At 63.9% G+C, this 20784-nt stretch carries 19 protein-coding genes and 1 tRNA gene; 11 read left to right on the forward strand and 9 right to left on the reverse strand.

Annotated elements, in window-relative coordinates; translation table 11 throughout:
- Positions 1 to 290: 290 nt before the first annotated feature.
- The gene (locus tag JZY06_RS03865; RefSeq protein ID WP_207118495.1) at positions 291 to 2426 is read left to right on the forward strand and encodes a hypothetical protein; all 2136 of its coding nucleotides are present in this window, start codon (positions 291 to 293) and stop codon (positions 2424 to 2426) included.
- 15 nt (positions 2427 to 2441) lie between these two features.
- Positions 2442 to 2855, forward strand: a complete 414-nt coding sequence (locus JZY06_RS03870) for a hypothetical protein (protein WP_207118496.1) — start codon at positions 2442 to 2444, stop codon at positions 2853 to 2855.
- Between the two features lie 107 nt (positions 2856 to 2962).
- On the opposite strand, the gene JZY06_RS03875 is transcribed toward JZY06_RS03870, so the two are convergent.
- The 5 genes from JZY06_RS03875 to JZY06_RS03895 form a co-directional block, all read right to left on the reverse strand.
- Positions 2963 to 3910, reverse strand: a complete 948-nt coding sequence (locus tag JZY06_RS03875) for a DUF1643 domain-containing protein (RefSeq protein WP_207118497.1) — start codon at positions 3908 to 3910, stop codon at positions 2963 to 2965.
- A gap of 1824 nt (positions 3911 to 5734) precedes the next feature.
- The gene (locus JZY06_RS03880; protein WP_207118498.1) at positions 5735 to 6481 is read right to left on the reverse strand and encodes a Crp/Fnr family transcriptional regulator; all 747 of its coding nucleotides are present in this window, start codon (positions 6479 to 6481) and stop codon (positions 5735 to 5737) included.
- A gap of 18 nt (positions 6482 to 6499) precedes the next feature.
- Positions 6500 to 6943, reverse strand: coding sequence for a hypothetical protein (locus JZY06_RS03885; protein WP_207118499.1), 444 nt, complete (start codon positions 6941 to 6943; stop codon positions 6500 to 6502).
- 412 nt (positions 6944 to 7355) lie between these two features.
- Positions 7356 to 7432, reverse strand: a tRNA-Pro gene (locus tag JZY06_RS03890).
- A gap of 157 nt (positions 7433 to 7589) precedes the next feature.
- A complete protein-coding gene (locus JZY06_RS03895) occupies positions 7590 to 8504 on the reverse strand; it encodes a metallophosphoesterase (protein WP_207278728.1) in 915 nt (304 codons plus the stop codon).
- Positions 8505 to 8592: 88 nt separating this feature from the next.
- Here JZY06_RS03895 and JZY06_RS03900 point away from each other — a divergent pair, with 88 nt between their 5' ends.
- Positions 8593 to 9054: a GatB/YqeY domain-containing protein gene (locus JZY06_RS03900; protein WP_207118500.1), complete on the forward strand. Its 462-nt coding sequence runs from the start codon at positions 8593 to 8595 to the stop codon at positions 9052 to 9054.
- 191 nt (positions 9055 to 9245) lie between these two features.
- On the opposite strand, the gene JZY06_RS03905 is transcribed toward JZY06_RS03900, so the two are convergent.
- Together JZY06_RS03905 and JZY06_RS03910 are read right to left on the reverse strand one after the other, a co-directional pair.
- The gene (locus tag JZY06_RS03905) at positions 9246 to 9482 is read right to left on the reverse strand and encodes a glucose PTS transporter subunit EIIB (protein ID WP_207118501.1); all 237 of its coding nucleotides are present in this window, start codon (positions 9480 to 9482) and stop codon (positions 9246 to 9248) included.
- A gap of 248 nt (positions 9483 to 9730) precedes the next feature.
- Positions 9731 to 12127, reverse strand: a complete 2397-nt coding sequence (locus JZY06_RS03910; RefSeq protein WP_449257573.1) for a transglycosylase domain-containing protein — start codon at positions 12125 to 12127, stop codon at positions 9731 to 9733.
- Positions 12128 to 12263: 136 nt separating this feature from the next.
- Here JZY06_RS03910 and JZY06_RS03915 point away from each other — a divergent pair, with 136 nt between their 5' ends.
- The 4 genes from JZY06_RS03915 (at position 12264) to JZY06_RS03930 (ending at position 14689) form a co-directional block, all read left to right on the forward strand.
- Positions 12264 to 12611 (forward strand): WhiB family transcriptional regulator, encoded by a 348-nt coding sequence (locus JZY06_RS03915; RefSeq protein ID WP_207118503.1) that lies wholly within the window; start codon positions 12264 to 12266, stop codon positions 12609 to 12611.
- Between the two features lie 424 nt (positions 12612 to 13035).
- Positions 13036 to 13191: a DUF4177 domain-containing protein gene (locus JZY06_RS03920; protein ID WP_207118504.1), complete on the forward strand. Its 156-nt coding sequence runs from the start codon at positions 13036 to 13038 to the stop codon at positions 13189 to 13191.
- Positions 13192 to 13339: 148 nt separating this feature from the next.
- A complete protein-coding gene (locus tag JZY06_RS03925; protein ID WP_207118505.1) occupies positions 13340 to 13798 on the forward strand; it encodes a RidA family protein in 459 nt (152 codons plus the stop codon).
- A gap of 60 nt (positions 13799 to 13858) precedes the next feature.
- Positions 13859 to 14689: an MBL fold metallo-hydrolase gene (locus JZY06_RS03930; protein ID WP_207118506.1), complete on the forward strand. Its 831-nt coding sequence runs from the start codon at positions 13859 to 13861 to the stop codon at positions 14687 to 14689.
- 380 nt (positions 14690 to 15069) lie between these two features.
- Here JZY06_RS03930 and glxR read toward each other — a convergent pair whose 3' ends face one another.
- The gene (gene glxR, locus JZY06_RS03935) at positions 15070 to 15753 is read right to left on the reverse strand and encodes a CRP-like cAMP-activated global transcriptional regulator GlxR (RefSeq protein WP_207118507.1); all 684 of its coding nucleotides are present in this window, start codon (positions 15751 to 15753) and stop codon (positions 15070 to 15072) included.
- Between the two features lie 507 nt (positions 15754 to 16260).
- Here glxR and JZY06_RS03940 point away from each other — a divergent pair.
- The 4 genes from JZY06_RS03940 to JZY06_RS03955 all read left to right on the forward strand — a co-directional run bounded on the left by JZY06_RS03940 (position 16261) and on the right by JZY06_RS03955 (position 19762).
- On the forward strand, positions 16261 to 16980 hold the full coding sequence (locus JZY06_RS03940; RefSeq protein WP_242516642.1) for an endonuclease III domain-containing protein: 720 nt from the start codon (positions 16261 to 16263) through the stop codon (positions 16978 to 16980).
- A complete protein-coding gene (locus JZY06_RS12530) occupies positions 16977 to 17639 on the forward strand; it encodes a TlpA family protein disulfide reductase (RefSeq protein ID WP_207118508.1) in 663 nt (220 codons plus the stop codon). The genes JZY06_RS03940 and JZY06_RS12530 overlap by 4 nt, the downstream gene beginning before the upstream one ends.
- Positions 17636 to 18376, forward strand: coding sequence for an NUDIX hydrolase (locus JZY06_RS03950; RefSeq protein ID WP_207118509.1), 741 nt, complete (start codon positions 17636 to 17638; stop codon positions 18374 to 18376). The genes JZY06_RS12530 and JZY06_RS03950 overlap by 4 nt, the downstream gene beginning before the upstream one ends.
- Positions 18377 to 18565: 189 nt before the next feature.
- A complete protein-coding gene (locus JZY06_RS03955) occupies positions 18566 to 19762 on the forward strand; it encodes a MarP family serine protease (protein ID WP_207118510.1) in 1197 nt (398 codons plus the stop codon).
- A gap of 52 nt (positions 19763 to 19814) precedes the next feature.
- On the opposite strand, the gene JZY06_RS03960 is transcribed toward JZY06_RS03955, so the two are convergent.
- On the reverse strand, positions 19815 to 20784 hold a 970-nt coding region (locus JZY06_RS03960; RefSeq protein WP_207118511.1), incomplete at its 5' end, for an alpha/beta fold hydrolase.

Raw genomic sequence — 20784 nt, forward strand, 5'->3', positions numbered from 1 at the left:
CTGTCCTGTCGCGGGCTTTGAATTTTTTTTGGGTTGGTCATCAATCACCGGCGGACACCGTGGCACAAACAACAACACACAAAAAACAGTGGCCGCTTGAAAACCCAGGGGCAGAAAAAACGGGCCACCGCGTGACGGTGACAGCACCCGGACAAACAGCCTTCCGCGGGAAACAGCACCCCGCGGCGGGTGCGCCGGTGAAGTCTTTTCTAGGTTACCAGGGATGTTTTTGTCCCCACGAGCGGTGTGTCAGCAAGCACCAACCCCGGGTGATAGGGAAAAATTGGCCCATGACCTCTCCCGGGATAACCCCTGTGCGCTCTTTCGGCCGTCTTCTGCTGGCACTGGTGGTGGCCGTACCCGTGATCGCCGGTGCCGTCTGGGCCGCATTAAGCGGTGAAGACCTGGCCGCCACCTGGACCACCAGCACCACAGCCACCGGTGAGGGGAGGCAGGGCGAAACCATCCGGGAGGGAGCCCCCGCCGCGCCGGGGCCCAAAGGACTGTCAGCCGCTGATCTGGTTCCGGCCCGCCGCGGGCTGGGCGAAGCTGTCGGGCAGGCCGGTTTTCTTGCCGCAGCCACCGGGGAGCTGGCCGCGGGAACACAGCAGTTTTCCGACTCCACCCCGGAGTTGGTCGATAAAACCCGGCAGGCGGCCGAGGGCGCCCGGGCGCTCAAAGACGGCATGACCGAACTGCAAAACGGCACCGGGGAGCTGGGCCGGGGAGCTACCCGGGTCGCTGACGGGGTGCAGCTGGCCGTGGACCAGATCCAGGCTGTTCCGGTGGTCCGCGACCAGATTCTGGCTGCGGTGCGGCAGATCAACACCGACCTGGCCGATATCGACGATCCGCGGGTCGGCGAGATCAGACTGCAGCTGGTGGCACTGGAATCACAGGTGACGAACTTCCAGATCCCGCCGGAAGTCCTCGGGCAGCTCGGGGAGCTGAAAACAGGCTCCAGGGAAGTCGCCGACCAACTGTCCGCCCCCGGCAAGCCCTACCACGAGGGAGTGTTCAAAGCCGCCGCAGGAGCCCGGGAATTATCCGCCGGACTGGACCAGGCGCAGCGGGAAGTCGGGCAACTGGTGGATGCGGTCAACCAGCTCAATGACGGGGCGAAAAAAATCGATGCCATGGCCGGGCTGAACCAGACGAAAATCCAGGCCGTCCACCGGGCCATGCCGGCCGTGGCCGATACTGCCGCGCCACGCCAGCCTGCCACCGGCACACCGGCCGGCAGCAACAATCCACAGGCCACAGACGGCACAAACACACCCGGCAGTGACACAACCGGGGATGACACCGGCATCAGCACTGCCCCCCGCACCCATGTGCTGTCGCCGATGATTGCCCTTCTCATCGCGGTGATAGCCATGATGGGCGGGGCGGCGATATGGATGATCGCCCGGCCCTGGACCTGGCCGCCGATGAAAAGAATCATCGCCTCCCCGGCGCTGGTCACCGGCACCGGTGTCGCCGCCACAGCTGTAGTTTTGCTGTTTGTTCTGGGCGGGCTTCCCGGCTGGGTGCCGGCCATCAGCTCCGCGATCATTGTCGCTTTCACCGTGGCCGCGGCCTCCGGTATGGCCCGAACCGCCATCACCACCTTCGGCCCCACCATGGGTCGGCTGGTTGTCATCCTCGGCATGCTCACCCAGGTCGGTTTCGTCGGCTGGGCGTGGAAAACAGCCGCCACCGAAGAACTGCCCGTGGCCTGGAAAATCTTTGTCCACCTCATGCCGCTGAACTATCCGACCGTGGCACTGACAGTGCTCGGCAACGACGGCTCCCAGCAGCAGCTGTGGGTGGCCCTGGCCGTCCTGGCCGGCATGGTGGTGCTGGCCGCCCTGGTCGGTGGAATCATGAGCCAACGGCTGCCGGTCATCGCCGAAAAACTGGACAAAGACGAAGGCTACGACAAAAAACCCGCAGCTGAACCCGTCGAGAAAGAACAAATCGATCAGGCCGCACTGGATGCCATCCGGGCCGGAAGCCACGACACACGCCCCAGCCCGGATGACAGCCAACCGGAACCACACGACAACCAGGCAAACCCACCGCACACACCCGAGTCCGCCACCACAAAACAACCCGCACACACAGACACCACCACCCGCCCGGCGCCGGTGCATTTCGCCACATCAGCCCCGCCGCCCGCACCCGGGGACGGCACCGGCCCCGCACCGGCGACACCGCAACAGGCGCACCCGGACAAACCACTGCCCACCTACCAGCCGACACCGGTGACCCCGGTAGCCCCGGCCACCGGGGAAATCACGGGCCACACCCCCGCCGGAGGAGATACCGACGACCCGGCCCGGGCCGGGAAAATCCGCAACTGGATGAGACGCTCCCGGATCATCCCGTCGGCGCCCAACAGCGACAACACCGGTGAGCAGACGGACAACAACCGAAACGACTAGCCCGGGAAACAGGCCGTGGCAGATAACACAACGACACTGACCGGTGGTATCACCCGCAGCATCGCCCGGCTGCTGCCGCGGGGCTGGCATGTGGAGACCTATCACCCGCCGTGCCGGACGATCACGGGCAAACAATCAGAAATCGATCTGCTGCTGATCGGCCCCGGCGGGCGCACCATCGCCTTCGACGTGTTCTTCGACGACGGCACCTGCACCCCGGAACAACTCATGGAAGACCTGTCGTTTTTTCTGCGGGACACGTTCCGCCCCGTGGTGGTCGTGGCCGACAACCTGGCAGACGGGATCGTGCACATGCTCGACCGGGAAGAAATCAACTACGTCGACACCACCGGGCGGGTGTCGATCACCTGCGGCTCACCACTGGTGGTGCTGCGGGCGGGAACAGGTGCGTGCCACAAGATACCGTGAGACGATCCCGGCGGGCATGATCATGCGTAAACCGGATCTGCACACTCATAAATGATGACAAGCCGGTCCAGTAGACGCCGCTGTGAAGCCGTTGGTGAGCACGGCGATTACGACGCTGATTCTTGGTTGCATCCTTCAGTGGAGCGGTTGTACATCTGTTTCAGAGCATCGATGAGTTCGGACTGCGCCCATAGGCTCGGATTTGGGTAGCGATGGGGGACCTCATCGGTCATGCTCGTGAAGTTCGCGGCATGCCAATCTGTTGCGGAACGGGGATGAATAGGATGTTTACTTTCGTCACCACCTGCGAAAAAGCCAAACATCGCTGACGGGAAAGAAGCGGCTTTCCGCTCGTTTAAAAAATCAAGCAGCAGTCGGGCAGATACACTGATCCAGCCGCGGGCTGTCCCACCCACATTGGTACCCCACGCGAGTATGACGAGTGTTTTTGAAAAACGATGTTCCGACTCCTCTAAGAGGAGTTCAATGAAGCTGGCGTTGGCGTGAAACAAGCGCTCCAATGATTTCTCGAATGGTGCCGCGTCGCTGGAGTTCAGCATTTCAACGGCGATATCGTTTATTTTTTCAGGGTTCGGGCTGATGAAAGGTAAAAGATTGACCATGCTGAGGCGCGTTGGCACACAGTCGGCAATTCTTCCCAGCATCTCCTTCGTTTCTGCGGAGACCGGGGCCGATTTATCGGACTTGGAGGTGAGCTGTCCGAAGCGTTCCTCGACGTATTCTCGCAGATTTCCGGCAGTGGGATCACCCCCTGTGGAGCCTTTGAACAATTCGGCCCGCGAAGGGTTCATCCCGATGACGATGACATGAAGATCATCGGATGGACTGTCCTGGTGATCACCGTTGGATTCGGACTGGCCCAACTCGATCGGCGTCGACAGCAGATACCGGACTTCGCGGACGCCCCTACCGACTGACAGGGACGGAACATTCAGGGGCGGGAGATATCCGAATATGGCACACCCATCCGGATCGGTGCGATCGAGTGCTTTCCGGATGCGTTTTCGGGCTTCCTCTGTATCGAAATCTAACATAAGGGAAGGCTAGCCCAATTGTTTGTGGTGTGCCGAGGATTGCGTCCCATAAGGGGGGGATAGCGCGGGCCGCGGGAGGCGTGGTGACAACAGCGAGGGTGGCGATCTGTGTCTCGTTTTGCATCAGCTGCTACCCGTCTCGGGGGCAGAACCACGGTGGCTGCCATGACCTGTCATGGCGGGGCTGCATTTTCATTGGACAGGTGGTTGTATCTTGGTTCCCGTCGGCGTCATACGGGAGATGCTCGAAAATGGTGCGTTTTCCGGTTGTTACCGGTTTGGGGCCGATCGACTGTGTGGTGCTTCAGTTAGCCGAAACCTGGCCCTAGCCGGGTCAACTATTTTCAGATGCTTTGTGGCACCGGAACCCGGATAGCTTGTGTTGTCAACCGTCGATGCCGCTAGTTTCCGCACTGCGGCAAGGAAACTCTTTCAATGCCAATGGTTGATAGACCGCTGCTGGCGTGTAGAAAAGCGTTCCTGACAGAGTGGTGGCTGCAGAATATTGTGGAGGGTGTGTCGGCCGGGCGGATGGAAGATCTGGTCCTAACGCTTCAACGATCACCGCTATGAGTACAGCGACGTCTGCCCGGGATGGCCAAACAACACCGGTGTTACGGGCCGACGGTTGAAGCATCCGACCTTGTCGATGGTGGAGCCTACAGGTTTATTCGCCTGTGACGGGTTGACCATGAAAGTGAGTGAGGAAAACGCCGGGTGGTTGAAACATCGGCTGCTGCCTGCGGCAACGGCAGTCAATGGGCGCTGTCATAAGAATCATTGGCATGGATCACCAGCGGCATCGTCAGTCGACACCGTCACGGACGGTCGTTTTTTCGCCCGTGGCCTCAACGGGGTTGTGGCTTGCTGCCAGTAACAGCCCGTGAGGGCATCACGCACGCTGTCAGCCACGGTGCACCTGGTGCCTGCTTGAAGCAGTCACCGGACATACGTGCGCAGGCAACCTTCGTGGCATTACTCCCGAAAAGACAGGTGGTGGTTTGCCAGCAGCCATGCTGGAATCAGTGTCCGATGAAGATAAAACACTTCGGTCACTACTGGTCAGTCGCAGCGGAACATGATAGACAGGCGCGGCTTACCCGTATGCCGCAGGTAGCCACCTGGCCAGACGACATCCTGGATGGCATTTTCGGCCCGATACCTGTGTGTCTAGTGCCGTATGGCGCAAAATCTTAAACACAAACCCCAACCAGCGGCCGGGGGATCAGAGACCGTAGAAGACGCCCACGGGTATCTTCCCCGCTCGCCTGTCGGCCATCCGGCTGGCCAGGGCTGTACTGGCCGAGAAAACCAATGACTGGATACTCCAGCAGTACTAGGTGCCGTTGACTGCTTTGAAACAAACCACAGCCACCGTGCGTGCTAGCCGCGCACACCAGAATGACAACAAAGGAACCCCGCCGCCAACTCTGACAAACAAGGGGACATCATGGCTGTCTAGCATCACAGCAACAACACCCACGACAACATCAAAACAGCTCAACGATCGCAACACCACTATCCGGGATTTGATCAGACAGTGCCGCGGCACAGAAGATGTCGAAAAACAGTAAATGTTTTTGGACGGAGTTTTGGTTTCTCAGGGTGGGTTTTTGTCTCCATCCTCAGCCACGGGGAACAATGTTTCGGCTGACAGGAAAAATCCGCAGTAAGGTGATGTGTCTGCCACGGCACGGACCCGGTCAACAGGGAGCCGGCCCCGGATGATCTGTGGGAAGTGCTCCCGGCAGAAACATCCACTCCAACCGCACGGGCCCAGCACAATGGCTGGGCCCGGGGGGATTTTTCTTCGGATACGGCCGGTCAGTCGACCAGATGGTCCCGGTAGGCAGCCAGGCCGTCCGCGTCGATGATGGTGACTGAACCGCGGTGCTGTTTGAGGAAACCGTGCGCGGACAGCTCCGCAACGGCTTTGCTGACCGCCTCCCGGCTGGCCCCGGCAAGATTGGCCAGCTGTTCGTGGGTGAGTTTGACGGTCTTGGTGTGTTTCCACGGCAACCGGGATGTTGTGGCCGCCGACAGCAGCAGGGAAGCGACCTGCTGGTTCAGCGGCCGCAGCGCCATATTCGACAGCCGGGTTTCCAGTTCGCTGACTCTTTGGCTGAGGATCACCGCAACCTGGCCGGAGATCCGCGGATCGGTGAGAAAATGGTCGGTGACCTGCTGTGCCGACAGCTCGCACAGGGATGATTTCTCCAGGGTCTCGGCATAGGTGTTGTCCATGTTCTGCCCCAGGATCGGCATATTCCCGAAAACATCACCGGCCCCGTGGACCGCCAGGGTGAAGCTCTTGCCGGTGGGGCTGACCTGGAAGACCCGCACCCGTCCCGTTTTGACGATAAACAGCACATCCTTGCTGCGTTGCGGATCGTAGACAATCTGCCCGGCTGCGTGACAAGTCAGCGGCAGCATGGTGTTCAGTTCCGCCAGCTCCTCGTGCGGAATCCGGTCGAATAGCTCCACTTCGCGCAGACACAGCGGCGTACCGCCGGTGGCGGCAGGCTCCGGTTGCGGTGTCGACTGCCGGTGAAGTGAGTCGGAGACGCTCATACGGCAAGAGTAGGCCATTTACTTGCCGGCGGCGGTGCGGCTGACGATCAGCCGCGCGACAACGAAGGTGACGGCGCCGAAGATGATGTGGCCCATCAGCGACATCATCGAGGCTTCATCGATGGCGAACAGCGGCATGCCCATCATCATCGGCATGGCCAGCAGCGGGCCGACAACCCACAAAACGATGCCGAAAGCCATGCCGAACGCCATGGTTTTCCCCATGCAGGACGGGGTTGCCGACAACAGTGCGCCGCCAATGACACCGAAGATGACGGAGATGACCATGTGGATGGCAAAGCCCACCAGAGCAGAGCTTGATCCGGCCATCGACGCGATCATGCCCAGCATGCCCATCATGGCCATCATCATGCCGAAGACCAGTCCGCCGACGGCACCGCCGATCGCGCCGGCGGCAAGGAACTTCTGCAGGGGGGCCTGGGTGGTATCGCATGTGTTCATCAAGTGAACTCCTTTGAAGAAAAGTGTTGTGAAAAATAGGTCGGCCGACCCGGCGTGCCCGGGCGGCAGAGCCAACGGTAACCAGCCCCCGGTGGCCGTTCAGTAAGCTGGAACACACAAGGAAAAATGTGATGCAAAACACTTTAAAATCGGTGTGGGGCTGTCGTGGCCCCCGCACTGCGCGCCCACTGGGTGAGCACCACGAGACAGGCTGGCCGCCGCATCCCCTGCGTGCGGGGCCCGGGGCCGCGGTCAATGCGCTTTTTCAGACAGTGGTGCGGCGGTGACAGTGTGTGCCCGGCATCCGGCATCACGCTTGCCCGGGCGGTACACCCCGGCTTGCCTGCGCGGGCGGGGGATAAAAAAACAACACCCCTCCACCAGTTTCTCACTGGTGAAGGGGTGTTGATAGTGGTCGGGATAACAGGATTTGAACCTGCGACCTCTTCGTCCCGAACGAAGCGCGCTACCAAACTGCGCCATATCCCGGAATGCAACAGAACTTGTCTGTCACCGGTAAGACTCTAGACCATTTCTGCCCCCAACGGCAAAACAGGTGGTCACTGGCTGCGTTGGTGCCGCCGATCCACCCGCGGGTGGGTGAGGTTCGGGTGAAAATAGGCGATGACTGTGTGTCCGCTGTCGGTCAAGCCTGTTTCTCGGTCAGGGTGAGCAGTGTGGCCGACGGGGCGCAAAACAGCCGGATGGGCGCGTATTTACTGGTTCCGATCCCGTTGGAGACATTCAGCCACATGCCCTTGTAGCGTGACAGACCCCGGGCGGCGGCCCGGTTGATGCCGCAGTTGGTGACAATGGGGGTGCCGGTCGGCAGGCAGATCTGCCCGCCGTGGGTGTGGCCGGCGACAGTGATGGTGTAGCCGTCGGCGGCGAAACGGTCCAGCACATGCGGCTCCGGGGAGTGGGTCAGTCCCAGGCTGATGTCGGCATCAGGGTTGGGGTGTCCGGCGATCAGCCCATAGTTGTCCTTGCCCAGATGCGGGTCATCGACACCGGCGGCGGCGATACGGACATCACCGACCGTGAACTCCTGCCTGGTGTGGGTGGCATCCAGCCAGCCGCGTTCAATGAACCCGGCCCGCAGGCTGCGCCAGGGCAGCTCATCGCCGCTGACCGGTTGTTTCTTCCCTGCCAGATAGCGCAGCGGATTGACCGGGCGGGGGCCGAAATAGTCGTTGTTGCCGAACACGAACAGCCCCGGCAGGGTCAGCAGCCCGTTGAGCGCGTTGAGCACTCTCGGCACCGCCTGGCGGTCGCCCAGATTGTCCCCGGTGTTGACCACCAGGTCGGGTTCCAGTGCCACCAGCGAACCCAGCCAGGAGGTTTTTGTGTCCTGGCGGCCGAACATGTGAAGATCGCTGATGTGCAGGATGCGGAAAGCATCTTTTCCGTGCAGGGCACCGGGTTCAAGACAGTCGATGCTGAGATGGTCCACCGAAAAATCGGTGGTGTGCCGCCATCCTGCGGCCACGGCTGCGGCACCGGCCGCCACAGTGGTTCCGGCGGCGGTGGTGAGAAATCTCCGGGTGGTGGGGTTGAATATGCTCACAACTGCTGGATTCTAGGCGGCGGCCGTCGGGCAAGGTGCAGCCGCCCGTGCACATCCGGCCGGCCGGGTAGTCTCGGGTGGTATGAGCGAATTGAAAAATACTGTCCGCGCGGATTTGAAAGCCGCGATGAAAGCCAAGGATGAGACCGGCAAAAAGGCGCTGCGCATGCTGCTGTCGGCGATTCAGACCGAAGAGGTCTCCGGGGAAAAACACGAGCTCACCGACGAGGATGTGCTGCGGCTGATTGCCCGGGAGATCAAAAAACGCAACGAGTCGGCTGAGGTCTATGCGGCCAACGGCCGGGAGGAACTGGCGCAGGCTGAGCTTGCTGAGGCGGAAGTGTTCGCCCGCTACCAGCCGGCGCAGCTGGATGATGCGGAGCTGGACACACTCGTGGCGGACACGGTCGCTGCTGTGGCGGGTGATGAAACCCCGTCGATGAAGATGATGGGGCAGGTGATGAAAGCCGCCGCCGCCAAAGCCGGGCCCACCGTCGACGGCAAGCGGCTGTCCGCAGCCGTCAAAGCGCATCTGGCCGGCTGATACCACCCGGGGAGAAAAGTATGCGTTCCCGCCGCTGTGGCGGTGGGGGCGCAACCACAGTGCACCACGCCGGGGCAGTCCATACTGACTTCCCCCGCGTGGTGCACACGTGTTTTTTCTTCTTTCCCCCGCGCCGGGGACACAGATGGGGGCCGGGGTGATTTTCTTTCTGTTTTTTGCCGCGGGTGCGGCTAGTCGAGGAAGTCGTTGATCAGATCGGCCAGCAGTTCCGCCTCCGGGCCGACAACCACCTGCACCGCGGTTCCGGCGCTGATGACTCCCTTGGCGCCCGCGGCATACAACTGGTCCTCATCGACTTTGTCGGGGTGTACCACCACCGTGCGCAGACGGGTGATGCAGCCTTCCAGGTCACGGATATTTCCCGGCCCGCCGAGGGCGGCCACAATATCGTCGGGTGTGATGGCCATGGTTGTGTCAAAGCCTCCTTCGCACAAGGCCCCATGCTGCGGGCACCGGCAGGGTCACTGGTGCCCGCTGCCCCCGGCTGCGGGACAACAAACGGTGGCGGGGGGAGATGATCTGGTGGAAAAAAATACCGGTGGGCAGCAACCGCGGGGTGTGTCGCGGCACACCAGGCTCCCGCACAACCGGTGGGCCGAGTATACGCACGGTGTTCCCGAAGCCGGTGCGCGGGAGGACAAGGCGGTGGGAGGGCCTACAGCCCGAACAGTGAATTGATCACATCGCCCAAAGAACGCGGCCCATCATCCGGGGCCGGTGGCGGTGGCGGCGGGGCGGCGGGAAGATCCGGCTCGGTGGAGGGCTGGTAGACCGGCGGCGGGGCCACATAGCGGGTGCCATCCGAGAGCACCAGATTGATCTCGTCGCCGGTGAGCAGATACGGGCCCTGGGCGGTGGCGCGCACCGCCCGGCCCTTCGGAATCCCGTTGCCGGGGCCGGTGATGGTGGTGACCTTGTATCCGGCCTGTTCCAACCGGGTGCGGGCATCGGATTCACTCAAACCGTCCACCCGCGGAAGATCATCGGCTGTCGCCCCCGTCTCATAGCGTTCCACACCCTCGGGAAGCTCACCGTCGGTGGCGAATTCCAGCTGCTTGGCCGCGCTGAACCACACCCGGGACGGCTCCATGCCGCCGTAGAGATCCCCGTCCGCGCACTGCCGCAGCGGGGAGGTGCACAAAGGTTTGAGTACCGTGCCGTCATTGAACACATACGGGGCGGCGGCGAAACGGGAATTGAACCCCAGGAACGAGGCCGAGAAATGCGCTTCGGTGGTGCCGGTTTTCGCCGACATCGGGGTCGTCCAGCCCATCTTCTTGGCGGAATCGGCCGCTGTTCCCTCCACGGTGTCATGCGACAGCCCCTGGGCGAGGGTATCGGCGATTCCGCGGTCCAGAACCTGCTCGCACGGTTCCTGGGGGATCTCCACGGCAGCGCCGGTGGCGTCGGTGATCTCATCGATGGGGTTGGGTTCGCACCACACCCCGTGGGAGGCCAGGGTGGCCGCCACATTCGACAGCTGCAGCGGATTGACCGCCGTCGGCCCCAGGGTGAACGAGCCGAGATTGTTCTTTGTCACATAGTCGGCAATGGAATCGGTGCCGTTGTAGGAACCGGGCAGGGTGTAGTCCCGCAACCCCAGGCGCACCGCCATATCCACCGTGTCGGGCACCCCGACCTGCTCCAGCATTTTCACGAAGGTGGTGTTGGGGGAATGCGCCAGCGCCTCATACAGCGGCATGGACTGTTTGTACACGCCGGCGTTTTCCACACAGTAGGTTTCCGGCGGGCAGTTCTTCGCCCCGCCGGCCCCCATGCCGCGCACCTCCACCCGGGCGGGTACCGCCACACTCTGGTTCATGCCCATGCCTTTTTCGATGGCTGCGGCGGCGGTGAAAATCTTGAACACCGACCCGGCCCCCGACCCCATCAGATTCGATGTCATCGCCAGCACGGTTTCGTTGGCCTGCTGGTTCAGCCCGTATTCGCGGGAGGAGGTCATCGCCAGGATACGGCGGCTGTCCTCGGCCGGGGCCAGAATATTCATCACCGCGGCCACCCCCGCGGCATTCGGGTCAGCCTGCCCGGATGCCGCCCGGTGGGCGACATCCTGCACATGCGGATCCAGGGTGGTGCGGATGGTGTAGGAGGATTTTTTCAGCTTGTCCGGGCCCCAGCCTTTTTTCTCCAGGTAATCCAGCACATAGTCACAGAAAAAACCGCGGTTCCCGGCGGCGATGCAGCCGTTGGGAAGATCTTTGGGCTGCGGCAGAATGCCCAGCGGCTCGGCGGCGGCTTCCCGTGCATCAGTGGGGCTGATCGCCCCGGAATCGACCATGGTCCCCAGCACCAGATCGCGGCGCTCGCGCACCTCCTCTGGGCGGGTGTAGGGATCCAGGTAGCTGGACGACTGCACCATACCGGCCAGCATCGCCGCCTGGGGCAGAGTCAGTTCACTGGCGTGCACCCCGAAATAGGTTTGGGCGGCAGCCTCCACCCCGAAGGCCCCGTTGCCGAAGGGCACAATATTGAGGTACCTGGTCAAAATCTCGTCCTTGGACAGGCGGTGCTCCAAGTCGCTGGCCATTTTCATCTCCCGCAGCTTGCGCGCATAGGAGGTTTCCGTGGCCGCGGCCTGCTCGGCTTTGTCCTTGGCATCGACCAGCAGCAGATAGTTTTTCACGTACTGCTGGTCCAGGGTGGACGCGCCCTGTTTGACCTGGCCGTGCAGGGCGTTGGTGGCCATGGCGCGCAGCGTGCCCTGCCAGTCGACACCGTCATGGAAGAAAAAGCGCTTGTCCTCGATGGAAACAATCGCGGCCTTCATCACCGGGGCGATCTGGTCGCCGTTGATCTGGTAGCGGCGCTGGTCGTAAATCCAGGCGATCGGGGCCCCGGTGACATCGGTGATCGTGGATACCCCGGGGGCAGTGCCATCGGTCAAATCTTTCAGATTCGACTCCATGGTTGCCTGTGTCCGGGCGACGGCCACCCCACCCAGGGTCGCGAAAGGCGACAGGCTGGCGGCCATCACGACACCCACACAAGCTGTCGCGGCGGTCATCTTTCCCAGTGATTTAACAATCGGCACTCCCTTACCCTACGCAGTTTCCCCCCGGGCGAAAAGTGAAGCCTCCACCCCCAGTGAGGGCGGTTCGACTTACCCCCGATGCTGTGTTTAAACTTAAACGCACCGACTTAACGGCAACCTCAAGGAGACCTGAGTCATGACGAACGCCCTCGCGAGCGACACCTGGACGACAGACGACACCGCAGGGCAGGTTCCCTCCAACAGACTCGTCGACCGCGGGGAGTGGGTGACCAGGGCGAAATGCCGTGACGGTGATCCGGATGCGCTGTTTGTGCGGGGGGCCGCGCAGCGGCGGGCCGCGGCGATCTGCCGGCGCTGCCCGGTGGTGCTGGAATGCCGCGCCGACGCACTGGACAACAAAGTCGAATTCGGGGTGTGGGGAGGACTCACCGAACGCCAGCGACGTGCACTTCTGCGCAAAAACCCCCACATCACCAGCTGGGCGGAATACCTGGCCTCCGGTGGGGAACTGGTCGGTATCTGAAAAAAACTCCGCGACACACCGGCCGGTGGGCCGTGTCCCCGGCATACGCCGGAGGGACACGGCCCCCGGCCGTTATTGTCCCCGGGGCACTACCGCGGTGCGGTTGGTTTCCCCGGGGTTTTCCCATGGTGCGCCAGGCGGCCGTCAACCGGGCCGGGCAGGGCCTGGTCCGGGAAAAAACCCCGCCCGGTGCCGGGGCGTTGCCCCTGGCTTATCCGCGAGTGAAGACCTAACTTAAGAGTTGGGTAAGAGAAACCGGTGTGCGGTGTGTGGGGACGGCCATCACCCCCGTGGGTGGGTGGTACTACCCCTGGGGTTCCGGTTGGCCGCACCTGCGGGCAGACACGTGTGAAGCGGGGGAGGGGTTGCCCACCGCTGCCCCGGGGGTGTCGCTGCCGCGGCCGAGCGCCTACTCTATTGGTCCATGACTACTTGGGAATACTCCACCGTGCCGCTGCTGACCCACTCGACCACCCAGATTCTGAACACCTGGGGTGAGGAAGGCTGGGAACTGGTCAGCGTCACCCAGGGGCCGAACCCGGAAAACCTGGTTGCTTTCCTCAAACGCCCCCTGAACTGAGCCTGGCCACCTGATCGGCTAGAAGCCGGGGAAAGTATTGCCCCGCATCCTGCCGCGAAAACCCCGGGGCACAGCACAGCCCCGCGGCTGCAGGCTGTCCCGGGCTGACAGCCCAACCGAAGAAAAAGAAAGAAGCTTAGCTTTATCCATGACACCTTCCAAACGACTCGAGCAGTTGGGTATCGCCCTTCCGGCCACCGCGGCCCCGGTGGCCGCCTACATTCCGGCGATCCGGGTGGGAAACCAGGTGTGGACCTCCGGGCAGCTGCCGTTTGTTGACGGCTCATTGCCGGTGACCGGCCTGGTCGGCGACAGCGTTGATACGGCCACCGCCGGTGACATGGCCCGGCTGGCGGCGCTCAACGCCCTGGCCGCGGTCGACAGTCTGGTGGGCATCGACCGTGTCTGCCGCATCCTCAAAGTCACCGGTTTCGTGGCCTCCGCCGACGGTTTCACCGACCAGCCGCAGGTGGTCAATGGGGCATCGACCCTGCTGGGTGAGGTGTTCGGGCAGGCCGGCCAGCATGTGCGGTCGGCGGTCGGGGTGGCGCAGCTGCCGCTTTCCTCCCCGGTCGAGATCGAGATTGTGGTCGAAATCAACGACTGAATGAACAACCGAGGGGTGAAAACGCGGGGATTTCCGTTGCGGGAAGTTAAGCTTGTTGGCATGGAGCACCCCGCGTATAGCCAACTGCGTCCGGTCACCCGGTCGGCGTCGGTCGTTTTATGTCCCAACCCCGGCTACACCGCCCTGGAGGGAACCAACTCCTGGGTGATCAGAGCACCCGGTGACACGGCGTCGATTGTCATCGATCCCGGCCCCGCCGAAGAAGGCCATCTCAACGTCCTCAACGCCAAAGCGGATCCGGTGGCGTTGACCCTCCTGACCCACCGGCACGACGATATCGCCGACGGTGCGGCACGGTTCCGGCAACTCAACGGAACCATTGTCCGCGGCTTCGACAAGCGCTACTGCCTGGGCGCCGATCCGCTGGAGGACGGGGAGATCATCTCCGTTGAAGGAGTCACCCCGCAGCTGGAAGTGGTGCACACTCCCGGCCACACCCACGATTCGGCGTGTTTTTTCGTCTGGTCCGGGGTGCCCGGCCAGTCGGAGCTGGAGGGAATCATCACCGGCTCGACGATCGCCGGCAGGCACACCACCATGATCTCCGAAACCGACGGCGATCTGGGCGGCTACCTGGAGTCACTGAAGATGCTCGAGCAGCGCGGCAAAAACGTCATGCTGCTTCCCGCCCACGGGCCGGAAAACCCCGACACCTCCTCCCTGGCCCGCAAATACCTCGACCGGCGTGAACAGCGCCTGGAACAGGTCAAAGCGGCGGTGGCGAAACTCGGCAAAGACGCACCCCTGAAAGACATCGTCGACGAAATCTACACCGACGTCGATCCGGTGCTGCGGGGCGCTGCCGCCGAACAGTCCACCCGGGTGACCCTGCGGTACCTGGAAGGACTGCAGGCAGGCAACAAGCCGTAACACCCGCTTTTTTCCGACACACACGCCGGGCAAGACACATGATTGTGCCGCTTGCACCCGGCGTGTTGCCGTATTCGCCCACAGTGTGTGGGGTGATGGCGGGTTGATGGCCGGGTGTCCGGTGGTGGGATGCCCGGTGGCGGGTTGTCCGGTGGGGAAGCGCTGCCGGGTAATCCGTCCCGCATGCCACGGGTCCGGGTGGGGTGCACCGCAGCCCGGGACATGCCCGCAAAGGCTGTGCTCTTTGTCCCGCCGGTGGCTTTGCTCCCTTTTTTCTCTCACCTGGCCGCACCAGACAGACCCACCCGCTGTCGGCGGCAGGGCCGGTGACAGCGGGTGGGGTAAAAAAGGATGGTTTTTTTAAAAAGGCCGGGGTGATGTCAGCGGGCGCGGCGGGCCAGATGCTCGGTGTCGCAGATCAGCACCGATTTCCCCTCCAGCCGGATCCAGCCGCGGTGGGCGAAGGTGGCCAGGGCCTTGTTGACTGTTTCCCGGGACGCACCGACCAGTTGGGCGATTTCTTCCTGTGTCAGATCATGGTTGACCCGCAGCGCGCCGCCTTCCTGGGAGCCGAAACGGTTGGCCAGCTGCAGCAGGGTTTTGGCCACCCGGCCGGGAACATCGGTGAAAATCAGATCCGCCAGCGAGGCGTTGGTGCGCCTCAGGCGGCGGGCCAGCACCCGCAGCAGCTGTTCGGAGATCTCCGGGTGGGAGTCGATCCATTTTTTCAGCATGTCCGAGTTCATGGTGGCGGCCTGGACTTCGGTGACACACACCGCCGACGAGGTCCGCGGCCCCGGATCGAAAATCGACAGCTCGCCGAACATGTCCGACGGGCCCATCACCGTCAGCAGGTTTTCCCGCCCGTCGGCGGCATGCCGGGCAAGCTTCACCTTCCCGGAGGTGATGATGTAGAGCCGGTCGCCCGGCTCACCCTCCTCGAAAATGACGGTTCCACGGGGGAAACGCACGGTCTCCAGTTGGCTGATGAGGTTTTCCACGGCAGTCGGATTGACTCCCTGGAAAATTCCGGCGCGGGACAAAATTTCCTGTACGGCGTCCACTAGAGCTCCTTGGGGAAAGGCGGGTGAGATAAAGCAGGAAAAGACACCTGCCGCCGGCCGGGGGGGGGTGCACCGGCGGGCAGGGGTAAAAGCATCCACCACTGTCTCCGGCCGGCGCACGCGCCGGGATCGGTCTGTGACGGGCACACCGGTAGCGGCGGGGGTTACCGGGCGGCCGATATGTGACCTGTTCCGGAGGTAAGTGTCTTATGGATTACACCATACTATGTCATGGGTCACCCTGACCACCCGTGTGTGACGATACGACGGGAGGGAAGGTGGTGTGCGCCCCGGGGCGAACGCTCAGCTGCTGTGTGCCGCCGACTGGCTCGGCGGGCAGGTGCAGTAGTCCTCGAAGCGTTCCATCTGCATGGCGAACACGGCGATGACGACCGGAACAAGTACCGCAAGAAAGATTCCCATGGCACAAATCCTAACCGGTGCCCCGGCGCCGGTGGTGTGGTGCGGTGACCGAACAAGCGGCTGTGTCCGATACCATCGGCAGCTATGGACACCACTGGCATCACCGTCGACCGGGTCGACCGCATACTGGGCCGTGTGTGGCCGGATGCCCGCTGCGAACTGGTGTTTTCCAACCCCTACGAGTTGCTGGTGGCCACCATGCTCTCCGCGCAGACAACCGACCAGCGGGTCAATTCCGTCACCGGCGAGGTGTTTTCCCGCTGGCCGGATGCCCGCCGCTTGGCTGACGCCCCAGTCGATACGGTCGCACGCGTCATCGCCCCGGTGGGCCTGCAGCGGATGAAAGCGAAACATCTTGTCGCCATGGCCACAGCAGTCGTGGAGTGCCACGGCGGTGACATTCCGGCCGACCGTGGGGCATTGGTGGCACTGTCCGGGGTGGGGCGCAAAACCGCCAATGTGGTGCTCGGCAACGCCTTCGGTATTCCGGGTTTCCCGGTGGACACCCATGTCACCCGGCTGCTGGGGCGGCTGGGGGCGGTCGGGCACACCAGCCCCGCCGCCATTGAACGGGCCGTGTGCGCGGTGCTGGAGAAAAAACGGTGGACCGGGGCATCACACCGGATGATCCGCCACGGGCGGGTGGTCTGCCATGCCCGCCGGGCCGCCTGCGGGGTGTGTCCTTTTCTTTCCTGCTGCCCGTCAGCGGGAAAGGCCGGCCCGGCCGATCCCGGGCAGGCCGCGCAACGAGTCCAAGCCAGTGAGGATCTCCGCGCACTGCTGGCGGTCAAGGAGCAGCTGTGAGCACAACAACCGACAGACAACCACGGCAGCCCTGGGTGACGGTCTCCGTGGCATGCCTGGTGGTGGCCGCGGCATGCCTGGTGGTGGCGGTGGCGGCCAAAACCGGGCTGCTCGGTGCCGGGTCCACCGGCACCGGCAGCGAGACGGCGGCGGTCCCGTCCGCCGGGCCGTCAGCCGGGGCTGCATCCGGTGCCGCGGAGGCCAACACAACCGATCACCGGCGGCCGGAGTGCCCGGTGACCACACTGGCCGGAACCGACTTCGACTGCCTGGGCCATCCGGGGCAGTCGGCACAGCCCGACGCAGATGCCAAACGGCCCATTGTGGTTCCGGTGTGGGCCTGGTGGTGCGGGCCGTGCAAAAAAGAACTGCCCCATATAGCCGAATTCGCCGCCGGAACCACCGACTACACGGTGGTGGGTCTGCAGGCCGACCCCAATGCCGCGGCCGGGATCAGCCTGCTCAACGACAAAGGCGTTGACCTTCCCAGCCTCATCGATAAGGACGGGAGCCTGCAGAAAACCACCGGCATGCCGGGCCTGGTGCCGCTGGTGGCGGTGTTTGATCCCGCCGGTGAATTCATCGGCTACACCGCCACCGCCATCGGCAGCCCCGCCGATATTGAGGCCGCGGTCAACAAAGTCCTGGAGAGTCCATGACCGGCGGGGGCGCGGCCGGCGGGGCCGCCGCAACGACGTGCCGGCCGGCGGCCGCGCCGGTGTGGCTGGCACCTGTTGTTGCCGCCGCCTGCTCCGGATCACTGCACCGGATGATCACCGGTACCGGCAGAAAACCCCCGCACGCCGCGGCCACCGCGGCGGTGCTGGTGGTGATCTCCGGGAAACCCGGCAGCAGCCGCCGCCCGGATGATGCGGCACTGTATCTGACCCACCGGTCACCCAGGATGCGCAGCCACCCGGGACAGATCGCTTTTCCCGGGGGCCGCATCGACGCCGGTGACGGCAACGCCATCGACTGTGCGCTGCGGGAAGCCCGGGAGGAAACAGGGCTGGACCGCCGCAGTGTCATCCCGCTGGCGGTCACGGACCCGGTGGCGATCCGGTCGACCGGAACACCGGTGGTCCCGGTGATCGCCTACAGTCCCGTCACCCCGGTGATGGGGGTGGTCAACCCGGCGGAAGCCGATGCGATCATCCCGGCGCCGGTGGCGGAACTGGTCGACCCGCGCCACCGGCTGACGGTGGGCCACAACGGCTGGACGGGACCGGCTTTTGTCGTCGACGGCTATCTGGTGTGGGGGTTTACCGCCGGGGTGATTGCGGGAATACTCACCGCCGCCGGGTGGCAGCAGCCCTGGGATGAGGACAAAATCGTCGATTTGACCCGCATGCTGGCCGCTTCCCGCAACCGGGAAGCACCCCCGCGGATGCGGTGACACCACGACGTGGGGCACCCCGGCCGGCACACGCGCCGGCCGGGTGTCTGCCTGTCGGGGGGTGCGTGCCCGCAGGCGACAGTTAGGATGGGCCGTACCGGATCTTTTTTCCGCCGGCCGATTCATGCCGGCCGATGGCGTAAAAACCCGCCGGTGACAGCCCAGTGTTGACGAGAGGATGGACGCGCCGTGGAGGTGTTTTCCGGAAACGCCACAGTCGATCTCATCCTTGTTGCGGTGGCTGTGGCCGCCGCCGTCAGCGGATGGCGGCACGGCGCGATCTCGTCGGCGCTGCAGACAATCTGTGTCACCGCCGGGCTGATCCTGGCAGTCATCATCGCCCCCCGGTTGATGGGCTTTGTTGACGCCTCCCTGCTGCGGTGGCTGATCGCCCTGTCGCTGTCGCTGATGCTGACCGGGGTGGCCTCTGTGGCCGCCAGCCACCTGGGGGCCTTCGCCCGGGGGCGGCTGCGCCGCCGATCCTCCCGGCTGGTGGATTCGGCCGCCGGGGTGGTCATCAACCCGCTGGGGGTGATCTTCATTGTCTACCTGGTGGTGCTGCCACTGGCCGGGGTACTCAACGGGCCGGTCACCCAGGCGGTGCGGGATTCCTCGATTCTGGCGGCTGTCCACCGCAGTGTGCCGGCACCGGTGACCGGATCCTCGGACACGTTCGCCTCCCTTTTGTCCGATTCCGGTCTGCGCCCGGCCGCCAACCCCTTCGAACTGGCCCGCCTCGATGAACTTCCGCCCCTGACCGATATCGCCGTCGATACCCGCCTGGTGGACACCGTCCGCCCGTCGGTGGTGCAGGTGATCGGTATCGCCGAACAGTGCACCCATTCCAGCCGCGGCTCCGGGTTTGTCATTGACAACGATCTGGTGGTCACCAACGCCCATGTGGTTGCCGGGGCCTCCCGGGTGGGGGTTGACACCGTCGCCGGGGCGAAACAGGGATCCGTGGTCTTCTACGACCCGGACCAGGACATTGCGGTGATCCGGGTCGACGGGCTGGGGCTTCCGGCACTGTCCTGGGCGGCACACAATGCCGCCTGGACCGAGGAAGTCCTGGTGGTGGGATTCCCCGACGGCGGGCCGTTTGCCGCCACCCCGGGACGGGTGATGGACCTGCGGCTGACCGGCGGCTACGACCTGTACGGCGAGCACCAGATCAGGCGGCAAATCTACACCATCGACGGTACGGTGCGCCGCGGGAACTCCGGCGGGCCGATGATCGACGCCAACGGCGATGTGCTGGGCGTCGTCTTCGCCGATGAAATCAACAACGACCACTCGGGATTCGTGCTGGCTGCCGCAGAAGTCAAACAGCGCATCGGGGACACCGCCGCCCTGCGTGACCCGGTCAGTACCCGCCAGTGCCTGTAGACCCCCGCACCCGGGATATGTGAAAACACACCGGTTGCGCCCCGGCTTGTCCCTACCCTGCGGTGGAGGGGGGAAGGCCGTGGACGAACTCTCCGACGGCCCGGGTAAATTCGGCCGGGTTTTCCAGGTGCGGCATATTGCGGCTTGCCGGGACCACCAGCGGACTCAGCCCGCCGCCGCAGCGGCGGGCGGCCCGCTGCTGCAGGCTGCGCCAGTTCGCCAGATCATCACGGACAAACAACACCGGGCAGTCGGTGATGGTGCTGGGCCAGGCAGGCGGGACCGGGGCAAGTTCCAGGCGGGCTGTTTTGACAATCGACCGGGACACCTTCGCCACCCCGCCATTGAGCCGCCGGAGACGGTACTGGCGGGCGTAACTGGCCGTCTGGTGGAACATTTGGGTGGTGTTTTCCCGCAAATCCAGCCCGGCCACCACCGCGGCCCTGTCAGAGAACGTTGTTCCGGGGCTTCGAACCAACGCCGAGCGGACAAGCGGGGTGACATGCGCCCACGGCCGGCAGGCCGCGGCCCGCCGCATATCGGTCGGGTGGGCGGCGGCCACCGACACCAGGGAAGAGACTTTGTCCGGGTAGGCGGCGGCCAGCGCCCAGCAGATCGCCCCGCCGGTGCCGTAGCCGACAAGATGCGCCCGCTGCGCCCCCAACGCCGCGATCACCCCTTTGATATCGCCGGTGGCATGCCTGATGTCATAGCCGCTGGGGGGCTTGTCACTGGCGCCGAAACCCCGCAGATCAATGGCGGCCACCCTCACCCCGGCAGCAGCCAGCGGGCCGATGACCTCCAGCCAGTCGAACCAGCCGCCGAAAGCCCCGTGCACCAGCACCATGAGGGGATCACCGGCGTTGCCGGCCACGGCGGCATGCAGACGCACCCCGCGGGTGTGGATGGGCACATGGGAAAACGGCCCGTCAACCAGCAGCTCCTGCGGTGCCACGGAGTTTTCTGCGCCGAAACCGGCCACCGGTGCCTCCCGGGGAATCGATGGGGAAAGGGAATGTCCC

Source organism: Corynebacterium mendelii (assembly GCF_017307055.1).
In the GTDB taxonomy this organism is placed as follows: Bacteria; Actinomycetota; Actinomycetes; order Mycobacteriales; family Mycobacteriaceae; genus Corynebacterium; species Corynebacterium mendelii.

Bases quoted from the DNA above. Each gene is read 5' to 3' on its own strand.
- JZY06_RS03900 (WP_207118500.1), top strand. From the start codon at position 8,593: ATGAGCGAATTGAAAAATACTGTCCGCGCGGATTTGAAAGCCGCGATG.
- JZY06_RS03905 (WP_207118501.1), bottom strand. From the start codon at position 9,482: ATGGCCATCACACCCGACGATATTGTGGCCGCCCTCGGCGGGCCGGGA.
- JZY06_RS03885 (WP_207118499.1), bottom strand. From the start codon at position 6,943: ATGAACACATGCGATACCACCCAGGCCCCCCTGCAGAAGTTCCTTGCC.
- JZY06_RS03950 (WP_207118509.1), top strand. From the start codon at position 17,636: ATGACCGGCGGGGGCGCGGCCGGCGGGGCCGCCGCAACGACGTGCCGG.
- JZY06_RS03915 (WP_207118503.1), top strand. From the start codon at position 12,264: ATGACGAACGCCCTCGCGAGCGACACCTGGACGACAGACGACACCGCA.
- JZY06_RS03880 (WP_207118498.1), bottom strand. From the start codon at position 6,481: ATGAGCGTCTCCGACTCACTTCACCGGCAGTCGACACCGCAACCGGAG.
- JZY06_RS03865 (WP_207118495.1), top strand. From the start codon at position 291: ATGACCTCTCCCGGGATAACCCCTGTGCGCTCTTTCGGCCGTCTTCTG.
- JZY06_RS03875 (WP_207118497.1), bottom strand. From the start codon at position 3,910: ATGTTAGATTTCGATACAGAGGAAGCCCGAAAACGCATCCGGAAAGCA.
- JZY06_RS03920 (WP_207118504.1), top strand. From the start codon at position 13,036: ATGACTACTTGGGAATACTCCACCGTGCCGCTGCTGACCCACTCGACC.
- JZY06_RS03925 (WP_207118505.1), top strand. From the start codon at position 13,340: ATGACACCTTCCAAACGACTCGAGCAGTTGGGTATCGCCCTTCCGGCC.
- JZY06_RS03940 (WP_242516642.1), top strand. From the start codon at position 16,261: ATGGACACCACTGGCATCACCGTCGACCGGGTCGACCGCATACTGGGC.
- JZY06_RS03930 (WP_207118506.1), top strand. From the start codon at position 13,859: ATGGAGCACCCCGCGTATAGCCAACTGCGTCCGGTCACCCGGTCGGCG.